The sequence below is a fragment of the Phenylobacterium sp. genome (assembly GCF_024508875.1).
In the GTDB taxonomy this organism is placed as follows: domain Bacteria; phylum Pseudomonadota; class Alphaproteobacteria; order Caulobacterales; family Caulobacteraceae; genus Phenylobacterium.
Genome location: NZ_JANINU010000260.1, coordinates 1 through 23,638, shown reverse-complemented (window position 1 = coordinate 23,638; position 23,638 = coordinate 1). Strand labels below are relative to the sequence as shown.

The 23,638-nt window shown below is 70.4% G+C and carries 21 protein-coding genes; 7 read left to right on the top strand and 14 right to left on the bottom strand.

Translation table 11 applies throughout. The features are described 5' to 3' along the window. The coding region (locus Q0L11_RS18040) for a GNAT family N-acetyltransferase (protein WP_296599066.1) at positions 1 to 446 on the top strand (446 nt) is incomplete at its 5' end. Position 447: 1 nt separating this feature from the next. Here the strand turns inward: Q0L11_RS18040 and Q0L11_RS18035 are convergent. From Q0L11_RS18035 to Q0L11_RS18025, 3 genes are all read right to left on the bottom strand, one after another. Then, positions 448 to 960, bottom strand: a complete 513-nt coding sequence (locus Q0L11_RS18035; RefSeq protein ID WP_296599065.1) for an FKBP-type peptidyl-prolyl cis-trans isomerase — start codon at positions 958 to 960, stop codon at positions 448 to 450. A gap of 12 nt (positions 961 to 972) precedes the next feature. Next, a complete protein-coding gene (locus Q0L11_RS18030) occupies positions 973 to 2,181 on the bottom strand; it encodes a threonine ammonia-lyase (protein ID WP_296599063.1) in 1,209 nt (402 codons plus the stop codon). Between the two features lie 124 nt (positions 2,182 to 2,305). Next, positions 2,306 to 4,090, bottom strand: a complete 1,785-nt coding sequence (locus tag Q0L11_RS18025) for a dipeptide ABC transporter ATP-binding protein (protein WP_296599062.1) — start codon at positions 4,088 to 4,090, stop codon at positions 2,306 to 2,308. 92 nt (positions 4,091 to 4,182) lie between these two features. Here Q0L11_RS18025 and Q0L11_RS18020 point away from each other — a divergent pair, with 92 nt between their 5' ends. Further along, positions 4,183 to 4,707: an HAD family hydrolase gene (locus tag Q0L11_RS18020; RefSeq protein ID WP_296599060.1), complete on the top strand. Its 525-nt coding sequence runs from the start codon at positions 4,183 to 4,185 to the stop codon at positions 4,705 to 4,707. Here Q0L11_RS18020 and Q0L11_RS18015 read toward each other — a convergent pair. The 4 genes from Q0L11_RS18015 to Q0L11_RS18000 all read right to left on the bottom strand — a co-directional run bounded on the left by Q0L11_RS18015 (position 4,704) and on the right by Q0L11_RS18000 (position 9,021). Continuing rightward, positions 4,704 to 6,326: a cisplatin damage response ATP-dependent DNA ligase gene (locus Q0L11_RS18015; protein WP_296599059.1), complete on the bottom strand. Its 1,623-nt coding sequence runs from the start codon at positions 6,324 to 6,326 to the stop codon at positions 4,704 to 4,706. The genes Q0L11_RS18020 and Q0L11_RS18015 overlap by 4 nt on opposite strands. A gap of 132 nt (positions 6,327 to 6,458) precedes the next feature. After that, the gene (locus Q0L11_RS18010) at positions 6,459 to 6,890 is read right to left on the bottom strand and encodes a DUF4440 domain-containing protein (RefSeq protein WP_296599058.1); all 432 of its coding nucleotides are present in this window, start codon (positions 6,888 to 6,890) and stop codon (positions 6,459 to 6,461) included. 108 nt (positions 6,891 to 6,998) lie between these two features. After that, positions 6,999 to 7,886, bottom strand: coding sequence for a DUF4349 domain-containing protein (locus Q0L11_RS18005; protein WP_296599056.1), 888 nt, complete (start codon positions 7,884 to 7,886; stop codon positions 6,999 to 7,001). 124 nt (positions 7,887 to 8,010) lie between these two features. Then, entirely contained in the window at positions 8,011 to 9,021 is a 1,011-nt protein-coding gene (locus Q0L11_RS18000) for a ligase-associated DNA damage response exonuclease (protein WP_296599055.1), read from the bottom strand. Between the two features lie 77 nt (positions 9,022 to 9,098). Here Q0L11_RS18000 and Q0L11_RS17995 point away from each other — a divergent pair, with 77 nt between their 5' ends. Then, positions 9,099 to 9,539, top strand: a complete 441-nt coding sequence (locus tag Q0L11_RS17995; protein ID WP_296599054.1) for a PaaI family thioesterase — start codon at positions 9,099 to 9,101, stop codon at positions 9,537 to 9,539. 4 nt (positions 9,540 to 9,543) lie between these two features. Continuing rightward, on the top strand, positions 9,544 to 9,966 hold the full coding sequence (locus tag Q0L11_RS17990) for a PaaI family thioesterase (protein WP_296599052.1): 423 nt from the start codon (positions 9,544 to 9,546) through the stop codon (positions 9,964 to 9,966). 89 nt (positions 9,967 to 10,055) lie between these two features. Here Q0L11_RS17990 and phnD read toward each other — a convergent pair whose 3' ends face one another. From phnD to Q0L11_RS17965, 5 genes are read right to left on the bottom strand one after another with little or no spacing between them, the layout of a single operon-like run. Beyond that, complete coding sequence (phnD, locus tag Q0L11_RS17985; protein WP_296599051.1) at positions 10,056 to 11,054, bottom strand: phosphate/phosphite/phosphonate ABC transporter substrate-binding protein; 999 nt, start codon at positions 11,052 to 11,054, stop codon at positions 10,056 to 10,058. Then, positions 11,051 to 11,827 (bottom strand): hypothetical protein, encoded by a 777-nt coding sequence (locus tag Q0L11_RS17980; protein WP_296599049.1) that lies wholly within the window; start codon positions 11,825 to 11,827, stop codon positions 11,051 to 11,053. The genes phnD and Q0L11_RS17980 overlap by 4 nt, the downstream gene beginning before the upstream one ends. Further along, positions 11,820 to 13,361 carry an alkaline phosphatase D family protein gene (locus Q0L11_RS17975; RefSeq protein WP_296599048.1) on the bottom strand — a complete coding sequence of 514 codons (1,542 nt, stop codon included), beginning with the start codon at positions 13,359 to 13,361 and terminating at the stop codon, positions 11,820 to 11,822. The genes Q0L11_RS17980 and Q0L11_RS17975 overlap by 8 nt, the downstream gene beginning before the upstream one ends. 50 nt (positions 13,362 to 13,411) lie before the next feature. Further along, the gene (locus Q0L11_RS17970; RefSeq protein ID WP_296599047.1) at positions 13,412 to 14,248 is read right to left on the bottom strand and encodes a hypothetical protein; all 837 of its coding nucleotides are present in this window, start codon (positions 14,246 to 14,248) and stop codon (positions 13,412 to 13,414) included. Beyond that, a complete protein-coding gene (locus Q0L11_RS17965) occupies positions 14,248 to 16,869 on the bottom strand; it encodes a TonB-dependent receptor (RefSeq protein ID WP_296599067.1) in 2,622 nt (873 codons plus the stop codon). The genes Q0L11_RS17970 and Q0L11_RS17965 overlap by 1 nt, the downstream gene beginning before the upstream one ends. 208 nt (positions 16,870 to 17,077) lie before the next feature. Here Q0L11_RS17965 and Q0L11_RS17960 point away from each other — a divergent pair, with 208 nt between their 5' ends. Then, positions 17,078 to 18,790, top strand: coding sequence for a lysine--tRNA ligase (locus Q0L11_RS17960; RefSeq protein ID WP_296599046.1), 1,713 nt, complete (start codon positions 17,078 to 17,080; stop codon positions 18,788 to 18,790). 132 nt (positions 18,791 to 18,922) lie between these two features. Here Q0L11_RS17960 and Q0L11_RS17955 read toward each other — a convergent pair whose 3' ends face one another. After that, on the bottom strand, positions 18,923 to 21,397 hold the full coding sequence (locus tag Q0L11_RS17955; protein ID WP_296599045.1) for a zinc-dependent metalloprotease: 2,475 nt from the start codon (positions 21,395 to 21,397) through the stop codon (positions 18,923 to 18,925). A 162-nt stretch (positions 21,398 to 21,559) separates the two neighbouring features. Between Q0L11_RS17955 and Q0L11_RS17950 the strand changes: the two genes are divergently transcribed. Further along, complete coding sequence (locus tag Q0L11_RS17950; protein WP_296599044.1) at positions 21,560 to 22,027, top strand: MerR family DNA-binding transcriptional regulator; 468 nt, start codon at positions 21,560 to 21,562, stop codon at positions 22,025 to 22,027. 11 nt (positions 22,028 to 22,038) lie between these two features. Here Q0L11_RS17950 and Q0L11_RS17945 read toward each other — a convergent pair whose 3' ends face one another. Then, positions 22,039 to 22,293: a hypothetical protein gene (locus Q0L11_RS17945; RefSeq protein WP_296599043.1), complete on the bottom strand. Its 255-nt coding sequence runs from the start codon at positions 22,291 to 22,293 to the stop codon at positions 22,039 to 22,041. Between the two features lie 146 nt (positions 22,294 to 22,439). On the opposite strand from Q0L11_RS17945, the gene Q0L11_RS17940 reads away from it, so the two are divergent. Continuing rightward, a partial coding sequence (locus Q0L11_RS17940; protein ID WP_296599042.1) for an acyl-CoA dehydrogenase family protein occupies positions 22,440 to 23,638 on the top strand: 1,199 nt, incomplete at its 3' end.

Genomic DNA, 23,638 nt, shown 5'->3' with positions numbered 1-23,638 from the left:
TGCGCCGGGCGCGGCGCGAGGACGTGGCCGCCATCGTCGCCCTGCTGGCCGACGATCCGATGGGCGGCGCGCGCGAGCAGGTCAGCGACCCGCCGGGCGCCGGCTACCTGGCGGCGTTCGAGCGGATCGAGGCCGAACCACGGATGCTGCTGGCGGTGGCGGAGGACACCGACGGCGCCGTGGTGGGCACGCTGCAACTCACCTTCGTGCCGGGCCTGTCGAACCAGGGCGGGACGCTGGCGCTTGTCTCGGCCGTCCGGATTTCAGGCACCCGGCGCGGCCAGGGCCTGGGTGGACGGATGATGGAGTGGGCCATGGCCGAGGCCCGCCGCCGGGGCTGCGGGATCATCGAGCTGCTCACCCACAACAGCCGCGTGGACGCCCAGCGGTTCTACGCCCGGCTCGGCTTCGTCCCGAGCCACGTGGGCATGCGCCGGGCGCTGTAGATCAGCCCTGCTGGATGCGGCCGGGGCCGGGCAGGACGTCGATCAGCTCGATCTTGAAGATGAGCGGCGAGCCGGGCGGGATCTGGCCCGCCGGCTCGTCGCCGTAGCCGAGGTTGGACGGGACCATCAGAACCCATTCGTCGCCAGGGCGCATCATCTGCAGGGCTTCCTGCCAGCCGGGGATCAGGGCCTTCAGCGGCATGGCTGCCGGCTGGCCGCGCTCGTAGGAGCTGTCGAAGACCGTGCCGTCCTCCAGCTTGCCCTCGTAGTGGACCTTCACCTCGTCGGTGAGCTGGGGCTTGAGGCCGGTCTCGGGACCGGAGCGGACGATCCGGTAGGCGAGACCGGACGGCAGCACCTTCACGCCGGGTTGCTTGGCGACCTTCTCCATGAAGGCCTTGCTGGCCTCGGACTGCTGGACCGGCGCGCCGGGGGCGGCGGCGTCCTTGCCGGCCTTGGGCTGGCAGGCCACGAGCGCCAGGGCGGCGGCGAGGAGGGTCAGGGTACGCTTCATGGGATCAGGTCCTCAGACGACGCGCGGCGGGTAGCCGCGTTCCCGCAGGGCGTCCATCACCTCCTGGGTGTGCTGAGCGTCGCGGGTCTCGATCATCACGTCGAACTCGGCGCCCTTGGCCGGCACGTCCAGCGCCAGGCGGTTGTGCGCCACCTCGATGATGTTGGCGCCCATCTGGCCGATGATGGCCGAGACGTTGGCCAGCAGGCCGGGGCGGTCGTCGCCGATGATCCTCAGGCTGACGATACGGCTCTCGCGCACCAGCTCGCGGGTCAGCACCGACGCCAGCAGGCGGGTGTCGATGTTGCCGCCCGTTATGACCAGGCCGCACGTCTTGCCCCGGAAGCGTTCGGGATAGGCCAGCAGCCCCGCGAGAGAGGCCGCGCCGGCGCCCTCGGCGACCGTCTTCTCGACGTTGCAATAGAGGGCGATGCCGCGCTCGAAGTACGGCTCCTCGATCAGCAGCACCTCGTCGATGAGCGGGCGGGCGATGGCGTAGGTGTGCTCGCCCACCTCCTTCACCGCGATGCCCTCGGCGATGGTGGAGGCGCCGTTGGCCTGGGCGGTTCGCACGCCGCGCATCTTGGCGGTGAACGAGGGGAACATCGCCGGCTCCAGGCCGACGATGCGGATGTCCTTCTTGAGGTGCTTGGCGGCCGTGGCCATGCCGGCGATCAGCCCGCCGCCGCCGATCGGGATCGGCAGGACGTCCAGGTCCGGCACGTCCTCCAGCATCTCCAGCGCCACCGTGCCCTGCCCCGCCATCACGTCATGGTCGTCGAACGGGTGGACGAAGGTCAGCTCGCGTTCGACGCAGAGGGTCCGCGCGTGGGCCGCCGCGTCGTCGTAGGTGTCGCCCTCGATCACCACATTGGCGCCGTGGGCCCGGGTCTGCTGCACCTTCACGAACGGCGTGCCCTTGGGCATGACGATGGTGACCGGGATGCCGAGCCGGGCTGCGTGGTAGGCCAGTCCCTGGGCGTGGTTGCCGGCCGAGGCGGCGATGACGCCGCGCGCGCGCACGTTCTCGCCCAGTTGCAGCAGCTTGTTGAGCGCGCCGCGCTCCTTGTAGGCCGCCGTGAACTGCAGGTTCTCGAACTTCACCCAGACCTTGGCGCCGGTGATCTCGCTGAGCGTGCGGGAGAAGCGGCACGGCGTGCGCTCGATATGACCCTTGAGCCGCTCTTGGGCCGCAAGGATGTCGTCGAAGGCAAGGGTCATGGGCGCGGCCGGCTGTTCGGAAAGGCGCGCAACCTAACGACCGAGCGGCGCAGGGGCAACGCAGCGCTTGCACGTTCGAACAAACAAAGAACGCGATCCTTCTCCCGCAAGGGAAGAAGGGCGCCTAAGCGTCGAACTCCGCGACCAGGTGGCCCGGCGCGATTTCCTGCAGCGCGGGCGGTGGCCCGTTGGCCGCGCGGGAAGGCAGGAAGCGGTAGGCCGCCTTCGGGTCCATGGGGCTGGGGGGTTCGCCGGCAAGCTTCAGGCGCTGGCGGGTGCGCTCGACCGCGGGGTCGGGGATCGGCGCGGCGGAGAGGAGCGCGCGGGTGTAGGGATGCTGGGGCGACCGCCAGATGCGGTCGCGGTCGGCCAGTTCCATGACGCGGCCGAGGTAGAGCACCAGGACGCGGTGGCTGATCTCGCGCACCACCGCCAGGTCGTGGCTGATGAAGATCATCGCCAGGCCCATCTCCTTCTGGAGCTGGATCAGCAGGTCGATGATCTGGGCGCGGACGCCGACGTCCAGCGCCGAGACCGCCTCGTCGCAGATCACCAGCCGCGGTCTCAGGATCATGGCGCGGGCGATGCCGACCCGCTGGTTCTGGCCCCCGCTGAGCTCGTGCGGGTAGCGGTTGATCAGCCCCGGATCCAGCTCGACCCGCGCCATCATCGCCTTCACCTCGGCCTCGCGTTCGGCGCGGCCCAGGCCGGGCCGGAAGACCGTCAGCGGCTCGGCGATGGACGTGCCGACGGTCATCCGCGGATCGAGGCTGGCCAGCGGGTCTTGGAAGACGATCTGCAGATCCTTCCGTGCGGCCCGCATCGCCTCGCGGTCGGCATGGGTGATGTCGCGCCCCATCAAGGTGACGGCGCCGGACGTGGCGGGCAGCAGGTTCAGCACCGCGCGCGCCAGGGTGGACTTGCCCGAACCGCTCTCGCCGACGATGCCCAGGGTCTCGCCCTGCCGGACGGCGAAGGAGACGCCGTCCACGGCGCGCAACACCTTCGTGGCGCCGAACAGACCCTCGCGGATCGGGAAGTGGACCGTCACGTCCCGCCCCTCGGCCACCACGGGCGCGTCGGCCGGCGCGGGCGCGATCTCGGGCCGGCCGCCACGGCCCGGGCGATCCAGGCGCGGGATCGCCGCCAGCAGAGCCCGCGTGTAGTCGGTCTGCGGCCGGCCGAAGATGTCGGCCACCGCGCCCGCCTCGACGTAAGCGCCGTCGCGCATGACACAGACCCGGTCCGCCAGCCGCGCGATGACGCCCATGTCGTGGGTGACGAGCACCAGGGCCGTCCCGGTCGCCCGCTGCAGCTCGGCCATCAGGTCGAGGATCTCGGCCTGGACGGTGACGTCGAGCGCGGTCGTAGGCTCGTCGGCGATAAGAAGTTCGGGGCCGGGCGCCATGGCCGCGGCGATCATCACCCGCTGGCGCATGCCGCCCGACAGCTCGTGCGGGTACTGGCGCATGCGCCGCGCGGCGTCGGGGATGCGGACGTTCTCCAGCCATTCGCGGGCGCGCTTGCGTGCGTCGGCGTCCGACAGGCCGAGGTGCAGGCGCAGGGGCTCGGCGATCTGCTCCCCGATCCGCACATGCGGCGTGAGCGCGGTCAGCGGGTCCTGGAAGATCATGGTCATCTTCGAACCGCGGATCCGGTTGAGCTCGCGCGGCGCCAGGCCCAGAAGCTCGTGGTCGCGGAACCTCGCCGAGCCGGCGGCCCGACCGTTGCGGGCGAGCAGGCCCATGGCGGCCATGAAGGTCTGGCTCTTGCCCGAGCCGCTCTCGCCCACCACGCCAAGGGTCTCGCCGCGACCCACGCCGAGCGAGACGCCGCGCACCGCGCGGACCGTTCCGTCATGGGTGTCGAAGTCGACGCGCAGGTCCTGGATCGTGAGAACGTCGGCCAAAACTGCGCCCCGGCTTGCAACCGGTGGGACCGTAGGACCGGAATCAGGGTTTTTGAAACCCGCTCCGCCTCCCCAGCCGGTATGATCGCCTCGTGCCCCTTTCAGCAGCTCCCAAGCCCGCCCTGTTCCTCGACCGCGACGGCGTGCTCAACGAGGATCGCGGCTATGTGCACCGCTGGGAGGACTTCCAGTGGATTCCGGGGGCCCGGGAGACCGTGGCCGCCTTCAACCGCGCGGGGTGGCTGGTGATCGTGGTGACGAACCAGTCGGGCGTGGGGCGCGGCTACTACACCGAGGACGATGTCCACGCGCTGCACGCCCAGATGCAGCGCGAGCTGGCGCAGGTGGGCGGGCGGATCGACGCCTTCTATCACGCGCCCCAGCACCCCGAGGCGCCGGTCGAGGCTTATCGCCACCCGGACCCGCCGCTGCGCAAGCCCAATCCCGGCATGATCCTCCAGGCGCTCCAGGACTGGCCGATCGACGCCGAGGCGTCGCTGCTCATCGGCGACAAGCCGTCCGACCTGGAGGCCGCGCTGCGGGCGGGCATACGCGGCGTGCTGTTCGAAGGCGGGGACCTGAAGGCGTTCCTGGCCAAGGAAGACCTGCTGCCTTAGCGGCCTTCCATCTGCGTAAGCAGCCGCTCCAGCGCCTCCAGTTCGTCCGCCTCGCCGGCCGGCTTGTCCCAGCGGATGCGGTTGATGCGCGGGAAGCGCATGGCGACGCCCGACTTGTGGCGGGCCGAGCGCTGAAGGCCCTCGAAGGCGACCTCGAACACCAGGCCGTGGTGCGGCTCGGCGCGGACCGAGCGGACGGGCCCGAACCGTTCGACCGTGTTGTCGCGTACGAACTTGTCGATCTGCAGCAACTCCTCGTCGGTGAAGCCGAAGTAGGCCTTGCCGACGGGGGTCAGCAGCCGCTGGCCGGCGGGGTCCTGCGTCCACACCCCGAAGGTGTAGTCTGAGTAGTAGCTCGACCGCTTGCCGTGCCCGCGCTGGGCGTACATCAGCACCGCGTCGACAAGGAATGGATCGCGCTTCCACTTGAACCACGGCCCCTTGGGGCGGCCGGCGATGTATTCGGAATCCCAGCGCTTCAGCATCAGCCCTTCGGCGATCTGCGGATCGCCCGGCGGCGGGGTCGCGCGCAAGCCGGCCAGATCGGCCCAGGTCTCGAAGGGCTGCACGGGCGACAGGTCGATGCGCGGGCTCGACTCCTTCGCCACGAAGGCCTCGAGCCGCCGGCGCCGCTCGGCGAACGGCAGGCTCCGTGTGTCCTCGGGCCCGATCTGCAGGATGTCGTAGGCGCGGATCGCCGCCGGGAAGGCCGCCATCAGCTTCGCATCCACGGTCTTGCGGTTCAGGCGCTGCTGGAGGTCGGCGAAGGGCGCGACCTGGCCGTCGCGGATCACCAGCAGTTCGCCGTCGATGACGGCCTCGTCCTCCAGCGCATCGAGGACGTCGGGAAAGGTGCGCGAGATGTCGTCGCCCGTGCGGGTGTAAAGCCGGCGCACCCCGCCCTCGTGCGCGGCCTGAACGCGGATGCCGTCCCACTTCCACTCGGCGGCGTAGGCGCCCGGGTCCAGCTTGGCGAAGTCCACGGCCTCGTCGATGGCCTGGGCCAGCATCACCGGCCGGAACCGCGCGGGATGCTCGGCGGTGGGCTTTTCCGACCGGCCCTCCAGCCAGGCGAACAGGTCCTCGTAGGGCGCCTCCAGCGCGTGCCACAGTTCCTCGATCTCGGCCGGATCCACGCCGCCCATCTCGGCCGCGGCGCGCTTGGCCAGGCGTGCGGTCATGCCGACCCGCAGGGCGCCGGTCATGAGCTTCAGCAGGGCCCAGCGCTCGCGCGGCTCGCGCATCGCGTCGAGCCAGCCCTCGATCAGCGTCTGGACCTCGCCACGGCTGGCGGTGCGCAGGGCCTCGATCACCTCGCTGAGCTCGGGCTCGCGGTTGGCGCCGGGGCGCGCAGGCCAGACCAGCGACACGGCCTCGGCCAGGTCGCCCACATAGTCGTAGCTCCACCAGAAGAGCTGCGGGTCCATCCGCGCTTCGACGGCCTTTCGGATGAAGGCGGGCTTGGCGGCGTCGAAGCTGAGGTCGCCGGTCAGGGCCGCCAGCGCCCAGCCGCGATCTGGATCGGGGGTGTCGCGGAGGTAGTCGCGCACCATGGTCAGCTTGGCGTTCCGCGAGGACGTCAGCGACAGCCGGTCGAGGAGTTCGGCGAAGGCGCGCATGGCCTAACAGCTAGGCTCGCAGCGGGCGGGCCGCAAATCGGGCCTCGCCGCCGCGGGTTCGGCGGCGCGGTTGTCGGACAGGGCGGCGCGCATTCGCGGGGACGAACGCCGCCCGCGGGGGCGCGTTCCGCCTCAGAACGCGAGGTTGCGCACGATGCGCCATTCGCCGCCGACCTGCGCCCAGACGGTGACGTAGCGCCCCGCCCGCGTCCGCTCGCGTCCGTCGGCGCCAAGGGTGCGGATCGTCCCCACCCCCCACTCGTAGAGCAGGCCGCCGCCCCCGCAGGCGAGACCCAGGCTCCGGATGCGACCGCCGGCGGCGGGAGGGGCGCCGGCATAGAGCGCCCGCACCGCCTCCCGGCCCCTCACCACCGCGCCGTCGGCCGCCACCAGGATTCCGTCGTCGGCGTAGGCCGCCGCGATGGCGGCGGCGTCTCCGGCCTGGATCGCGCGCGGCCAGTCCCGGTTGGCGCGCCCGATGGCGGGCCGGGCCGACCGCTGGAGCGTGGCGCAGTCAGGCGGGGCGGTGCTGAGGGCGGCGGCGAGCGCGGCGGCGGCGAACATGGCGACGAGGCTAGGCGGCGGCCCGCACGGCGCCACCCCAGCGCGTCCAACCGCGCCGGCCGTTCGACGAACCGGGCGCGCGGCGGTGAGCCTGCGCGCCCGGCGACGTCATGCCGCCGGAGGCTTGGCCGCGGCCTTCTTCTGCCCCTGGAGCCGGACGAGCCACCAGACGAGGGCGCCCAGCCCGGCCACCGGCGCAAGCACCGCCAGCGCCCGGATCAGGAAGGCCAGGGTGAAGACGAAGATGCCGACGACGTCGCCAGCCGCCGCGCCGAGCGGAGCCAGCGAGCCCTTGGGCGCGAGCACCCCCTCCGACCGGTAGTCGATCCGGAGTTCGGACGTGGCGACCTGGCCGCGCATCAGGGCGATCTCGGAGCGCGTGGCGTCGATCTGGCCGCGCACCTGGGCCAGTTGCTGCTCCATCTCGAACAGTTCCGAGACCTTGCCCTTGCGGGTCTTCAGCGTGGCCTCCAAGCGGTCGCGCAGGATCACCTGGGAGCGCAGCGCCGCCTCGGTGTCCACGATGTTGCGCGAGAGGTCGTCCGAGGTGGTGTCGGCGGTGACCATCCGGCCGCCGACGGCCTTGGTGTCGTCCTCCAGGCCGGCCCGGAACGTGCGCAGCCAGGCGGGCTGGGCCTTGAGCGTCAGGCTGGCCGAGATCTCGTCCGGTCCGTTCTCGCGGACGTTCGAGCCGACGACCTGGCAGACGGTGGGACCGGCCGCCCAGCAGACCTGTTCATGCTTTGAGACCAGGCCGCGCACCTTCTGCGGCGGGGCGGCCAGGGCGTATTTGTAGACGTAGGCGAGCTGCGGGATCGCCAGGGGCGAAGCGGCCTGCGCCCTTCCCACATCCGGGGCGCGGGCTGTCTCGGCCGAAGGGGCCGCGACCGCGTCGGCGGCGGACGCGGCGGCGACTTCGGCGGGTGGAGGTTCGGCCTTCTGACAAGCCGCAACGGACAGCGCCGCGAGGGCGCAGAGAGTGATGCGCGTGCGCATGGATCACTTTCCAGAAGCCCCTTGATCACGACGATAACATTTTCGTGATCGGCCGCAAGACGGCTCCGCTTGGGGAGGTCCAGCGCCCCACCGCTTCAGGTCCTCCCTCGATTTCGAGGGGGGCTCACTCCTCCTCGTCGTCCTCGTAGCCCACCAGCGCCAGCGCCCGGGCCGGGATGTCGTGGAGGCTCGCCCAGCGGGCCAGGGCCTCCTCCCGGCCGTGGGTGATCCAGAGTTCGCCGGGGCGCAGCTCGTCGACGGTGGCGGTCAGCTCGTCCCAGTCGGCGTGGTCGGAGATCACCAGCGGCAGCTCGACGCCGCGCTGTTTCGCCCGCGCGCGGATCTGCATCCAGCCCGAGGCGAAGGCGGCGACCGGCTCGGGGAAGCGGCGGCTCCAGCGGTCCTGCAACGCCGACGGCGGGGCGACGATGACCTGGCCCGCGAAGTCGGCCTTCTTCGCGGTGGTGGCCGGCGCGAGCGGGCCGAGATCTATCCCGTGCCGTGTGTAGAGGGCGTTCAGCCGCTCCAGGGCGCCGTGGACGTAGATCGTCCGGTCCCAGCCGGCCTCGCGCAGCAGGCGGATGATGCGTTGGGCCTTGCCCAGGGCGTAGGCGCCGACGATGTGGCTGCGCTCCGGGAACTGGGCGACCGAGCGCAGCAGGCGGGCGATCTCGTCCTTGTCGTCGGGGTGGCGGAACACCGGCAGGGCGAAGGTGGCCTCCGAGATGAAGACGTCGCACGTCACCGGCTCGAACGGGGGGCAGGTGGGATCGCGGCGGCGCTTGTAGTCGCCGCTGACCACCATGGTCAGGCCCTTCCAGCGCACCACTGCCTGGGCCGAGCCCAGCACGTGCCCGGCGGGGACCAGGGTCACCTGCACGGCGTCGCGGTCCACCGCCTCGCCGTAGGCCGCGGCCTGTTTCGAACGGGCGAAGTCCAGGCCGTAGCGCTCGCCCATGATGTCCAGTGTCTCGGGCGTCGCCAGCACAGCGCCGTGGCCGGCGCGGGCGTGATCGGCGTGGCCGTGGGTGATCACCGCCCGCTCCACCGGGCGGACGGGGTCGATGTAGAAGTCGCCGGGGGCGCAGTAGAGGCCTTCGGCCTTCGGGCAGAGCAGGTCCTGGGGACGGATCATCACGCCTTCAATGTAGGCGCGGGCGGAAGGCTCCGCACATTGACTTCCGCGCCCGTCAGGTCCCTACGCCTGGGGCGATGTCCGATTTCAATACCGCCCCGCTGCCGGAGCGCATGCTGATGGCCCCCCACGCCGACGCCCTGGGCCTATCCCTGGTCTCCATCGAGAAGGGGCGCGGCGTGATGTCGGCGCCGTGGCGCGAGGAACTGGTGGGCGACCCGGAGACCGGCGTCATCGCCTCGGGCGTGGTGACGGCGCTGATCGACCACACCTGCGGCCTGGCGATCAATTCGGCCATGGGCGAGATGACGCCCATCGCCACGCTGGACCTGCGGATCGACTATCTGCGCCCCGCCGCGCCGAAGACGGGGGTGACGGCCGAGGCGCACGCCTATCGCCTGACCCGCACGGTGGGCTTCGTGCGGGCCGAGGCGTGGGACGTGGAGCGGGGCGACCTGGTGGCGACGGCCCAAGCGGCGTTCATGCTCAACACCCGCGCCCAGCCGCTGAAGGGCTGACGCCATGCAGGACACCGCGATCCAGAGCCTCGACGCCTTCCTCCAGAAGGTGCCCTACGTCCGCTTCCTCGGCATGCGCGTGGAGCTGGCGGGCGACGAGATGACGGCCGTGCTGCCGTTCCGCCAGAGCCTGATCGGCAACCCCGTCCTTCCGGCGCTGCACGGCGGGGTGATCGGCGCGTTCATGGAGCTGACCGCCCTGGCCCAGCTCTCGCTGACCGCGCCGGGGCAGCGCGTGCCGAAGACCATCGACATCACCATCGAATACCTGCGCTCGGGCCGCGCCCGGGACACCTATGCCCGCGCGATCCTGCGCAAGGTCGGCCGGCGGGTGGCCAATGTGCAGGTCGAGGCCTGGCAGGACAGCCGGTCCCAGCCCATCGCGGGACTGACCGGGCATTTCCTGATGCGGAACGAAGAAGCCTAGGGGCTGCCCCCCTCGGCCCTTGCCGTTCGTCGCCCGCCTTCCAGTTCGTCATAGCCGGTCAGGCCCGGGGATGACGAGATCGGAGGGGGCTACTTCGGCGCCGCCGCCTTTTCCCTGGCGATCTCGGCGAGGTCGGCCTGGGCCTTCTGTTCGGCGGCGGCGTCCTTGCGGTTGCGGGCCTCGATGAGGTGGTTCGTGGCCTCCATCTCGCGGACCGGAATCAGGTGGCTGTCGTCGGCGTGGACGAACGGCTTGGTCTGGATCTTCTCCAGGATCGCGCGCTGGCGGGCGGCCTCGGGGGTGTCGCCGACGCCATAGCCGAACATGAAGTCCGCGAGCTTCTTGCGCAGGGCGGGGTCGAGATCCTTGCGCCAGACCAGCGGGTCCTCGGGGATGCGGGGCGAGCGCCAGACGATCTCGACGTTCTTGAGCGTATTCTTCGCGACGTCGGTGTTCAGCAGCTTCAGCCGGTCCATCGACGCCGTGTTGTTGGTCGCCGCGTCCAGCATGCCGCCCGCCACCGAGAACAGGTTGGTCTCGTGGTTGGCCGAGCGCACGGTCTTGAAGCACGAGGCCGGGTCGATGTTGCGCGGCGCGAAGAGATAGGTCATCGGCGCCAGGGTGCCCGACGTCGACTTGGGATCGCCCATCCCGAAGTTCAGGCTCTTGTCGCACTTCAGGATCCTGTCGAGGGTCAGGCCCGAGCCCGCCTTGACGATGATCACCGCCTCGTAGCCGTCGATGCCGGTCGGATTCACAGAGCGCGCGAACACCTCGCCGTTCGCGCGGCGCACGGCCTCCAGCCCGGACTGGTTGGTGAACCAGCCCAGGTCGGTCTGCTTGAAGCGCATCGCCTCGATGAGGGCGGTGTAGTTCGAGCCGTAGTAGGCCTTCACGGGTGCGCCGATGGCCTTGGACATGTCCGCCAGGAACGGCGCCCAGTCCTTCTCCGCGCTGGTCTGGCTCTCGGCCGACAGGATGGAGAAGACCACCTCCTTGCGCGCCGGCGCGGCGCTCTGGGACGACGGCTTGCCGCAGGCTGTGAGCGCGGTGGCGGCGGCGAGGGCCAGGATGAGTCTGCGGTTCATTTCGTCTCCACGGCCGGGAGCCTCATCCCGACCACCTCGCGCCTGGCGCGGCTGATGCCGAACAGCACCCGGTCGGCGCTGCGGTCGAATGCGACGGCCTGTCCTTCGGCCGCCACGGGAATGGTCGCCACGTGCTTCAGGACCGTGCCGACGCGGGGCAGTTCCAGCACATAGACCTCGGGCAGGTCGTGGCCGGTGACGTAGAGCCGGCCGTCCGCGCCCCAGGCGCCGCCCGAGGCGCTGCGCGGCTTGAAGCGGTCCAGCACGGTGTCCGGAAACGTCCAGACGCCGGTCACCTTCCACTTGTCGTCGTAGCGCAGGAGGGTGGTGAAGCGGTGGTCGCGGCCAGGCTCGCCGCCCTTGGCGTCGTAGTTGGCGAAGCACGCCCACCAAGCATTGTCGCGCCGGTCGATCCAGGTGAGCGACCCGGGCTGGGGCGAGATCGCCATCGAGCGCTGGTAGGTCATGGTCGCCGGGTCGAACACCTCGACCGAGCTCTGCATCGGCAGGCTCGGGTAATTCGAGCTGGCGCAGACCAGCTCGGGTCCGATGACGGCGCAGGAATTGAGGTGCGGGAAGGTGGCCGCATCGCCCGACCACTGCGCCACCTTCTGGCCGGTGGCGCGGTCGTACTTGGCGATGGCGGAGTTATCGATAGCGTAGACGAAGCCTTGGTCCACCGCGACGCCCTGGTTGGCCTCGAGGGCCGGCAGGCGCGAGACGGTCTCGGCCGGCGGGAGCGAGAGGACGGCGGCGGCCAGGATCTCAAGCACGCTTCAGCCCCGCCTCGCCGTCTTCCACCACGAACTTCGCCAGGTCGCGCACCGGCGAATCCGGCAGGAGGGCGTTCTCCAGGCCGCGGAAGGTGACCTCGCACGCCGTCTTCGACAGGTCGACCCGGCCGTAGCCGCGGGTCTGGCCGTCGCCGAACTTTATCTGCGGATTGACGATCATCATCCCGCCGACGACCTCGCGCGAGCGGCCGAGGGAGGTGATCGAGCCGCCGACGAACTCGCTGGCGATCGGCTTGCCGCCCGGCTCCAGCGACAGGTCGCCGGCGAAGAAGCAGTGGACGTCGCCGCCCAGCACCACGGGGTTGGAGACCTTGTGGTCGCGCCAGCCTTCGAGGATGCGCCGGCGCGTCTGGGCGTAGCCGTCCCAGCCGTCGTTGCTGACCCGCTGGTCCGGGGTGATCACCTCGTTCACCAGGGTCTGCTGGCCGAGGAAGTTCCAGCGCGCCGGGGTCGCCGCGAACTGGGCCTGCAGCCACGACTCCTGCTGTTCGCCCAGCATGGATCGCTTCGGGTCGGTGCGTTCGGCGCAGGCGGCCGGGATCAGCTTTTCCTTCGACTGGGCGTCGCAGCTTCGGCGGGCGCGGTACTGGCGGTCGTCGATGAGCGTCAGGCGGGCGAGCCGGCCCCAGTCGAGGGTGCGGTAGAGTTGCATGTTGGGCCCGACCGGCTTGGTCGACCGGCGCAGCGGCATGTTCTCGTAGTAGGCCTGATAGGCGGCCGCGCGCCGCTTCAGGAACAGCGCCGGCGGCGGATTGCTGCGATCCTGATCGCCGCCGTAGTCGTTGGACACCTCGTGGTCGTCCCACATCACGGCCCAGGGCGCGACCGCGTGGGCCGCCTGGAGGTTGGGGTCGGCCTTGTACCAGGCGTAGCGCTGGCGATAGCTGGCGAGATCCTGGGCGATCACCCCGGGATGCTTGCGCACGCCCTCGTCGGTGGCCGCCTTCTCGTAGATGTAGTCGCCCAGGAAGACGATCAGATCGGGGTCGTCCTTCACCAGATGGGCGTGGGCGGCATAGTAGCCGGACTCCCACTTCTGGCACGAGCCGTAGGCGATGCGCAGGCGCTCCACGGCGGCGCCGGGCTCGGGCGCCGTGCGCGTGCGGCCCACCGGGCTGGCGTGGCCGGCGGCGGTGAAGCGGTACCAGTAGGCGCGGTCGGGCTTGAGGCCGGCGACCTCGACGTGGACGGAGTGGCCCGCCTCGGCGACGGCCAGGACCTGGCCCCGGCGGACGACCTTCTTCAGCCCCTCGTCCTCGGCGATCTCCCAGCCGACCCTGACCGGGGCAGGCGACAGGCCGGCGTCCATGGCCTGGGGATCGGCGACGAGGCGGGTCCAGAGGACCACGCCGTCCGGCAGCGGCTCGCCCGAGGCGACGCCGGCCTTGAACGGATAGTCCGGCAGGCGGGTCTGGGCGACGGCGGAAGTCCAGGCGGCGGGCGACAGGGCGGCGCCGGCCATGATGGCGGCCTGGAACAGGAGCTGGCGGCGGGAAGCGTACGAACGGTCCATGGCCTAACTTGGCTTTGGGGCCGGGCCGGCCGCAAGCGTCCGCCGACGATTCATTTCGCGGAGACCGGCGGCAGGCGCAGGACCACCACCTCGCGGTTCGGCCGGCTGATGCCATACAGCAGCCCCGGCCGGCTCTTGTCGAAGGTGACGGCCTGGCCCTCGATGGCCGCCTCGATCGTGGCGAGATGGTCCAGCTTCGACCCGCCCTTGGGCAGCGCCAGGACGTAGAGCTCGGGATTGTCGTGGCCGGTGACGTAGAGGCGGCCGTCCGCGCCCCAGCCGCCGCCCGACGAGCTCATGGGCTCGAACCGGTCGGTGACGGATTTCGGAAACGACCAGCCTTCGACCCGCCGCCATTGGTCGTCGAACTTGGCGAGCTGGGTGTAGCGGTGGCCGCGGCCCGGCTCGCCGCCCTTGCCGTCGTAGTTGGCGAAGGCGGCCCACCAGAACCCGTCCTTGCGGTCGACCCAGGTCAGCGAGCCGATCTGCTGGCCGAGGGAGACGGTGCGCAGGTGGACCATCTTCACGGGATCGAAGAATTCCACCGAGCTGGTCATCGGCAGCTCCGGGAAGTTGGAGTTGGCGCAGACGAGTTCGCGGCCGATCACCTCGCACGAGTTGATGTGCGGGAAGCGGGCCCGGTCTCCCGTCCACTCCGCCACCTTGGCGCCGGTGGCCTTGTCGTACTTGGCGATCCGGAAGTTGGAGACCGCGTAGAAGTGCCGGGCGTCGACCGCCACGCCTTGGGTGGCCTCGGGCGCCTTCCAGCGCTGGACCACCTCGGACTTCAGCACCGGGACGGGCGCGGGCTCGGGCGGGGGCGCCGGCTGAGCCGACGCCGCGCCCGCAGCCAGCACCGCCGCCAGGAGGGGTGCGAGCCGGCGCATCAGAAGGTCGCCGCCAGGCCGACCCAGTAGGTGCGGCCGTAGTTGGCCCATTCCTGCAGGTTCCGCTGGTTCGGCCCGGTCACTTCCTGGCGGCCGGTATTCGAGAGGTTCTGGCCCTCGGCGAAGATCGTGAAGTTCTCGCGGATGCGCCAGCTCACCGAGGCGTCGAAGCTGTGGCGGCCCTTCCAGTACTGGTCCGAGTTCGGGATGGCGTCGACGATCGTCTCGAGGAAGCCGCCGATGTAGTTGTGCGAGAGCCGGGCCTCGAACGGGCCGCGCTGGTAGTAGACCGACTCGTTGGTGGTGATCTCGGGCTGCTGGAAGAGCCCGCGGTCGCGGCGGCCGGCGCTGGTGATGTAGGTGGCCTCGCTGTCCACCAGGGTGACGTTGCCGTTGAAGCCGAAGCCGTCGAACGGCGACGGCAGGAACGTGAACGCCTGCTGGACGCCGATCTCCAGGCCCTTGAGCTTGACGCTCTCGGCGTTGCGCGAGGTCCGCACCTGCACGGTCTCGACGCCGCGGCCGACGTTGAGCTGCTCGGTCGAGGTGAGCGTGAAGATCTCGTTCTTGATGTCCTTGTGGAACACCGCGAGCGAGATGAGGCCGTCCGGCGGATAGAACTCGATCGACAGGTCGAAGCCCTCGCTCTCGCGCGGCTTCAGGTCGGGGTTGCCGCGGGTGACGATGGGCTGGGCGCCGTCGAAGGTGACATTCTCGGCCCCGGCGAGCTGGCCGAAGTCGGGGCGGCCGATGGTGTTCGTCCAGGCGGCGCGGACAATGAGGTCGTCGCGAAGCTTCCACTGCAGATGCAGGCTGGGCATCCAGTTGTCGTAGCTGCCGCTGTTGGTGATCGGGGTGATCACGCCGCTGGCCACGCGGTTCACCTTGGCGTCGACGTCGGTGCGCTCGTAGCGGACGCCACCCAGGACGGTGAAGGCGCCGAACTCGTAGCTGGCCTGGGCGTAGCCGGCCAGGACGTCTTCCTTGACCTTGTAGTCGCCGGTGGGGGCGGTGGTCGAGGTGTTGAACCGCGCGCGGTTGGTGTTGAAGAACTCCATCGCCTTGTCCGCGTCGATGCGCGGGTTCAGCAGGTAGCGGCCGGCGATCAGTTCGCTGGGCCCGGCGCCGGCGACGGCGGTCAGGGTGTAGGGGAAGGTCGCCTGGTTGACCGTGTAGTTGGTCTGGCGGGAGATGAACTTGCGCAGAGTGGAGCGCGCCACGCCGCCGACCTTGGCCTTCAGGTTGTTGTCGCCCTGGTCCTGGTCGAAGGCCAGGTTGAAGCGGCCCTGGTAGACCTGCTCATTCGTCGCCGTCAGGGCGTCGCGGTGTTGCTGCAGGTTGTAGTTGGCCGGGTTGCGGTACGCCGCGTCGTTGACCGGCTTGAACACCGGGAACAGCGGGTTCGTGGTGTCGTAGTTGAAGGCGTAGTTGGCGCCCTGGGCGTCCACCGTGCGGAACTCCACCGAGTGGTTCGGCACGTCGAGGGCGGCTTCCGAGAAGATGAGGTCGCCGTTGGCCTTCCAGTTGGGCGCGAAGGTCCAGTCGACGCTGGCGCGGCCGATGCCGATCTCGCGGTTCGTGATCGGCTGGTTGAGCTGGATGACGCCGCGGCCGCGGGCGAAGGAGCCGGAGGTCGCGGTCTGGTTGGCGACGTTGCCGAGGGGCTCCAGGCGGTTCTCGATCCGCTCCTCGTCGTCCTCCATCTTGGCGTAGAGGGCCGAGACCTCGGCGCGGAAGTCGTCGGTGGGCCGGTACTCGACCTTCCCGTTCACGCCCTTCCGCTGCTTGGTGTTGTTGTACCAGAACAGGCGCTGGTAGGTCGGCACCTGGATGCCGTTGCCGGTCGCGGCGCCCGAGTTCACCGGCGCGCCGGCGGCGGTGTATTCGCGCACCGACGGGTCCTGGCTCTCGACCTGCGGGATGTCGTAGTCGAGCTGCTCGAAGGAGGCGCCGATCACGACCCCCCACTCATTGTCGGCGCCGAACGTGCGGCCGGCGGCGGCGGCGAGACGGAAGGCCGGCTTGTCGTTCCGCACGTCGCCGTGGCGCTCATAATGGCCGTACGAGCCCATGAGGTTGAGGAACGGCCGGCCGGCGTCGAACGCGCTGCGGGTGGTGACGTTGACCACGCCGCCGATGGCGTTGCCGTCGTTCTCCGGCGTGACCGTCTTGATGACCTCGAGACGCCCGGCCATCACCGAGGGGACGATGTCCAGCGGCACGGTGCGGCCGCTCTCGTCGACCGAGCCGACCAGGGCGCCGTCGACGGTGGTGCGGTTATAGGTGGAGCGCAGGCCACGGATGGTCGGGAAGCGCGGCTCGCCCTGGTCCTCCATGATCGACACGCCGGGGATGCGGCGCAGGGCGGCGGCGGTGTTGTGGTCGGGCAGCTTGCCGATATCGTCGGCCGACACAACGTCGGCCACCACGAACTCGTCCTTCTTCACCGCGATGGCGGCGCGCTGGGCCTCGCGCTGGCCGGTGACGACCAGTTCCTCGACCTGGCTCTCGGCCGCCTCGTCGGCGCGGGCCTGGCCGCCCAGCGCCAGGGCCAGCGCCAGGCCGGACACCGACAGTAGACTCTCGTTCCGCCACGAGCGGATCGCGCTCTTCAGAAACATCGACAACCCCCATCTCTTCGAACTGGGGGCCGCTTAAGCGGGGGCGATGACAGAGCCGCGACAGCCGCGCGAAGGTCACGCGACACAGGCCAGCGTCGCACGGACCGCCAGGCGGGGCGCCCCGCCCGGTGCAGCACGCGCCTTCAACGCAGGCGCCGGCCGGCGATTACGCTTGAGCCGGGGGGCCATGGGCTGTAGGCCGCCCGCCATGCTGCAAGGCCAAAACCTACACGGACTTTCACATCAGGCGCGCGAGGCCCGGAGCTGGCCCTTCGAACAGGCGCGCATCCTGCTGGACCGCATCCTGCGCCTGCGCCTGTCGGACGCCGAGCGCGACCTGGCGGCCGAGCTGTTCGCCCAGGGCAAGTTCGCCGAGGCGGTGAAGGCCCTGCCCGCCCTGCAGAAACCGGTCGTCTTCCAGTGCGGCTACGGCGCCTCGGGCCTGCCGCACCTGGGCACGTTCGGCGAAGCCACGCGGCCGACCATCGTGCGCACGGCGTTCCGCGCCCTGACCGAGGACGCGATCCCGACCCAGCTCATCGTCTTCTCGGACGACATGGACGGCCTGCGGAAGATCCCGGACAACGTGCCCAACAAGGCGATGCTGGAGGAGGACCGCGACAAGCCGGTCACCTCCGTCCGCGACCCGTTCGGCGAGCACGAGAGCTTCGGCGCGCACAACAACGCGCGCCTGCGCGCCTTCCTCGACAGCTTCGGCTTCGAATACACCTTCATGTCCTCGACCGAGACCTACAAGTCCGGCCGGTTCGACGAGGTGCTGCTGCGCATCCTGGCGCGGTTCGACGCGGTGCAGGCGATCATGCTGCCGACGCTGGGCGAAGAGCGGCGCGCCACCTACTCGCCCTTCCTGCCGATCAGCCCGAAAAGCGGCCGGGTGCTGCAGGCGCCGACGGTGGCGCGCAACGTCGAGAAGGGCACGATCACCTTCCCCGACGAAGACGGGACGCTGACCGAGGTCCCGGTGACCGGCGGCCAGGTGAAACTGCAGTGGCGTCCAGACTGGGCGGCGCGGTGGACGGCGCTGGAGGTCGACTTCGAGGCTTCGGGCAAGGACCTGGTCGACAGCGTCCGCGTCTCGAACAAGATCGTGAAGGCCCTAGGCGGCGAGCCGCCGGAGGCCTTCCACTTCGAGCTCTTCATGGACGAGAACAACCAGAAGATCTCGAAGTCCAAGGGCAACGGCCTGACCATCGAGGAATGGCTGCGCTACGGCGCGCCCGAGAGCCTGACCTACTACATGTACCAGTCGCCGAAGTCGGCGAAGCGGCTCTATTTCGACGTCATCCCCAAGGCGACGGACGAATACCTCCAGCAGCTCGACGCGCTGATCCGCAAGAAGGCCGAGGGCGACCCAGTCGCCCAAGGGGGGGCCGCCCAGCTCGACAACCCGGCCTGGCACGTCCACCGGGGCGCCCCGCCCGAGAAGGGCTCGCCGGTCAGCTTCTCGCTGCTGCTGAACCTGGTGTCGGCGGCGGACGCCTCGACCAAGGACATCCTGTGGGCCTTCATCGCCCGCTACATCCCGGGCGCGACGCCGGAAAGCGAGCCGCTGCTCGACAAGCTCGCGGGCTACGCGATCAACTACTACGAGGACTTCGTGAAGCCCTCGAAGCGGTTCCGCGCGCCGACCGACCAGGAGCGCGCCGCGATGGAGGCGCTCGTCGGCAAGCTGAAGGCCCTGCCCGCCGGCGCCGACGCCGAGACGATCCAGAACGAGGTGTTCGAGGTCGGCAAGGCCGCCGGGTTCGAGCCCCTGCGCGCGTGGTTCTCGGCGCTGTACGAAGTGCTGCTGGGCCAGAGCCAGGGGCCCCGCTTCGGCAGCTTCGTGGCCATCTTCGGGATCGACCGCACGGTGGACCTGATAGAGCGGGCGCTGGCCGGGAAGCTGGTGGCCGCCTAGAGCGCGATCCGCGTTCGTTGCTCGCCCCGCTGGGGGAGCCGTCCGCGAAGCGGACGCAGGGGGTCCTCAACCGTCCGAGCGGGCCCCCTCCGTCGCCTTCGGCGACACCTCCCCCGACGGGGAGGAAACAGCTCAGTCCTCGTCGCTGCCGATCGGCATGCCGGGCGGGGGCTCGGGCCGGCGCTTGGGCTGGGCCAGGACGCGGGCCAGCTCCTCCTTGTCCTCCAGCAGCGCGGCCAGGGTGAGGCGCTGGGCGCGGTCGGTGCCGGTTCCGGGCTGGGCTTTCAGGCGGGCCGCGAGGTCCGTGAGGCGCATGCCGATCTCGGCCTTCGCCGCGGGGGACACGTCGGGCCGGCGCGTGGCGGCGGCCAGTTCCAGCACCGTGCGGCTCTGGACGCGACGGGCGACTTCGGCGAGGCGGCCCGTGGCGGGGGAGAACGCCTGGGCCAGCAGCTTGTCGACGACCTCGCCCACGCCCGGCTGGGCGGGATCGCGGCGGTGCTGTTCGACCAGGCGCGCCAGGCGCGGCGGCGCCAGGATCGCGTCCAGCACCATGCCCGCCCCCACGTCGGCGGCGTTCAGCGCGTCGAACACGGGACCGCCGGCGCCGTCGAACACCTCGATGTCGTACTGGCGATCGTTGTCGCCCGATTGGCCGGCCGATAGGTAGGGGATCAGCGTCTCGGGCGTATCCAGGGCCTCGGGCGTCATCGCCGCGAGCAGGCCGGCGAGCGCGGCGTACTGCTGGGCCGCGGGGGCCACCTCGGCCTTGGGCGTGTCGCCCTTCACCGCGTAGCCGAAGTCCACGCCGCCCAGCACCTTGGCGGCGGCCTCGAGCTGGTAGCGATGGAGCAGGTAGATCGGAACGTACTTGCGCTTCAGCGCCTGGGCCGCCTCGCCGGGGCGCAGAGCCTGGGGGCCGAACCGGCCGATGGCCACCCGGCGAACGGCCATGACCCGCGCCAGCTCGGCCACCGGGTCGGAGCCGTCGTCCCAGATCGCCGCATGCGGCTGGCCCGAGCCCACCGGCCGGGCGTCGGAATCGGCGGTGTAGCGCTGGGTCTTGAAGGCGGCGTCCGCCTTGGCCGCCGGGTCGCCGTCGCCATAGAGCCAGTCGACGATGAAGTCGTCCCACTTGCCGACGCCCACGCCGTAGGCGTCGGAGAGGTCGATGTTCCCGGCGGTCAGCTTCACCCGCGGCGCCGGGTAGTCCATCACCGAGGCGCGGTCCTGGCTGGAGGCGGCGAAGTTGTGGGCGAAGCCCAGGCTGTGGCCCACCTCGTGCGCCGCGAGCTGGCGGATCCGCGACAGCGACACCTGGATGGGATCGTTGGGACCGCCCTTGCCACTCTGATCCGCGCCGACCAGGCCCTCGAAGATCAGCATGTCCTGGCGCACGCGCAGCGAGCCCAGCAGCACCGAGCCCTTCACGATCTCGCCCGTCCGGGGATCGGCGACCACCTGGCCGTACGACCAGCCGCGGGTGGCGCGGTTGACCCAGTTGATGACGTTGTAGCGGACGTCCAGCGGGTCGGCGCCCTCGGGCATGATCTCGACGCGGTAGGCGTCCTTGTAGCCGGCCTTCTCGAAGGCCTTCGCCCACCACGACGCGCCCTCCTGCAGCGCCGTGCGGATCGGCTCGGGCGCGGCCCGGTCGACGTAGAAGACGATCGGCTTCTTCACGGTCGAGACGGCGGCGGCCGGATCGGTCTTCTCCAGCCGGAAGCGGACGGCGAGGCGCTGGACGATGTCGTGGTCGAGCGGGGCGGCGTAGTCGAGGACGACCTTGTCGAAGGCGCCCGACCGGGGATCGAACGGGCGCGGCTGGAAGCCGGGGTCCGGCAGCTTCACCAGGCTGTGGCGCACCGTGAGGGTGATGAGCTTGGGGTCGGGCGCGATGTTGCGCGTCTCGGGCCCGGGCGTGTCGGAGGCGTAGGTCTGGATGGCCTCGAACTCGACGTTCTCGGGGAAGACCTTCACGGCCGAGGTGTCGGCCACGGACAGGTCGCCGACCGGCTTGTAGCCCGCCTCGCCCGCCTGCTTCAGCGCGTCGGCGATCCCGACGACGTCGCGGGTGAGGAAGGACGAGAGGTCCACCAGCAGCCGGCCGTCGGGCAGGACCTGCTCGACCTTGCCGGCCCAGACGACGGAGGTGGCGAAGGCTTCGCGGGCGGCGGCCTGCTCGTCGGCCGGGGCGCCCGCCGCGCGGAAGCGGGGATTCTCGAACTCGGCCAGCACCTTGCCGCCCACCCGGCGGAAGGCCAGCACCTGGGTGTCGCCCAGGCGGGCCCGATCGAGGCCGACCGGCGCGGAGCCCAGCCCGGTCTTCAGCGCCGAGACGTAGAGGTAGCGGCCGGCCACGCCGTCCTTGGCCGGCGCCGGCAGGGCCACCAGGACCCGTCCCTTCGCGGCGTCCACATAGACCGGGACCAGCCCCTCCTGCCGCGTCAGGCCCGCCAACGCGTCAGGCGCGGCGTCCTTCTTCTCGGCCCACGCGGGCGAGGCGCCCAACAGCGTCACGGCGGCGGCGCAGCCCAGCCAGATAGTCTTCACGGCGATCCCCTCGACGAACAGGTCGGGGAGGCTAGCCAGCCCCGCGCGCCGCATCCAGACCCCGCGCGCCGCGAGAGCGCCGCATTTGCGGAGATGCTGCCTCACCTAGCGGAATAGACGCGCGCCCTCACCCGAGCGTGAACGCCGGTCTCCCTTGACGTAAACGGAAAGCAGGATCACCGTAGTTATCAACGATAACCTAGGGAGGACGTCAAAATGCCCTACGACCTGCGCCGTCCGGCCCGGACCTATACGATCCGGCAACTGTGCCTCGAATTCAAATGCACGCCCCGCGCCCTGCGCTTCTATGAGGACAAGGGCCTGCTGAACCCGGCCCGCGACGGGATGAACCGCGTCTATTCGTACAAGGACCGCGGCCGCCTGGTGCTGATCCTGCGCGGCAAACGGGTCGGCCTGTCGCTCGCCGAGATCGGCGAGATCCTCGACCTGTACGAGGCCGACGACAGCGGCGCCCAGCAGGCGGCCATCAGCCTGCGCCGGTTCCGCGAGCGGATCGTGGCGCTGGAGCAGCAGAAGAAGGACATCGACGACGCGATCGCCCAGCTTGAAGGCGGGATCGCGGCGATGGAGAAGCGCCTGACCGAAACGCGGCCCGACCTGCTGCCCCGCGCCGCCGACTACGACCAGATGCTGCGCCGCCAGCTCGACGGGATGGAAGCGTAGAGAACCCCCTTCTAGGGAACTTCGCCCCGGTACTGCCGCGCCCAGACGACCAGCCGGCTGATCTGGTCGTCGACCTTGCCGAGGTGCTCGTCGAACGCTGCGTCCGGCCGGTCCTGGAAGATCACGGGACCGGCCACCGCGTCGAGCAGGCCCGGGCGAAGGTCTTCGAGCTCGGCAAGAGCGCGCGCGGTGACGATCTCCAGCGCATGCACGTTGAGCTGAAGCATCTGCACCACCTCGGTCAGAACCTGCTGCTCCCGCGCCATCGCCTGCTCCCTTTGCCGGGAGCCACGATGCGCTGAGTCGCGGCGGGCGGCTCGGCCGCGCAACCCATGACGCGCGCCGGCGCCCGTGGTATCGGCCAGCGAACGCGCGCGACGCGACCCAAGACCATCCGAGCCTCGGAGCACCCATGACCTACCAGGCCCCCGTGCGGGACTACGCCTTCCTGCTGCGCGACGTGCTGCAGCTCGAGCGCTACGCCAACCTGCCGGCCTTCGCGGACGCCTCGATGGAAACGGTCGATGCGATCCTGGAGGAGGCCGGCAAGTTCACCTCCGAGGTGCTAGCGCCCCTGAACGGCGTCGGCGACAAGGAGGGCTGCACGTGGAGCCCGGACTTCACGGTGAAGACGCCCACCGGCTTCAAGGACGCCTACGCCAAGCTGGTCGAGGGCGGCTGGCCCGCGCTGGGCTCGGACCCGGCCTACGGCGGCCAGGGCTTGCCGAACGTCGTGAACGTGGCGTTCTCCGAGATGAGCTCCTCGGCGAACATGGCCTTCTCCATGTACCCCGGCCTCACGCACGGCTGCTATTCGGCCATCCACGTCGGCGGGACCCAGGAACAGAAGGACATGTACCTGCCCAAGCTGTGCTCGTTCCAGTGGGCCGGCACCATGAACCTGACCGAGCCGCATTGCGGCACGGACCTGGGCCTGCTGCGCACCAAGGCCGTCCCGCAGGCCGACGGGACCTACAAGATCACGGGTCAGAAGATCTGGATTTCCGGCGGCGAGCAGGACCTGACCGAGAACATCGTCCACCTGGTGCTGGCCCGCATCGAGGGCGCGCCGGCCGGCGTGCGCGGGATCAGCCTTTTCATCGTGCCAAAGTACATTCCGGACGCAAACGGCGCGCCGGGCGAGCGCAACTCGGTCAAATGCGTGGGCCTGGAAGAGAAGATGGGCATCCACGGCAACGCCACCTGCGTGATCAGCCATGAAGAGGCGACCGGCTGGCTCATCGGCGAGGAAAACGCCGGGCTGAAGCTGATGTTCGTGATGATGAACGAGGCGCGGCTGGGCGTGGGCCTGCAGGGGATCGCCCAGGCCGAGGCCGCCTACCAGGCCGCCGCCACCTTCGCCAAGGAGCGCCTGCAGGGCCGTTCGCTGACCGGGCCGAAGAACGCCGACGGCCCGGCGGACCCGATCATCGTCCACCCCGACGTGCGGCGGATGCTGATGGATTCCAAGGCGATCATCGAGGGCGGCCGCGCCTTCATGGCCTGGACCGCCCTGCACGGCGACCTCAGCCACGCCAGCCCGGACGAGGCGGTGCAGCAGAAGGGCCGCGACTACATGGCCCTGATGACCCCGGTGGTGAAGGCGTTCCT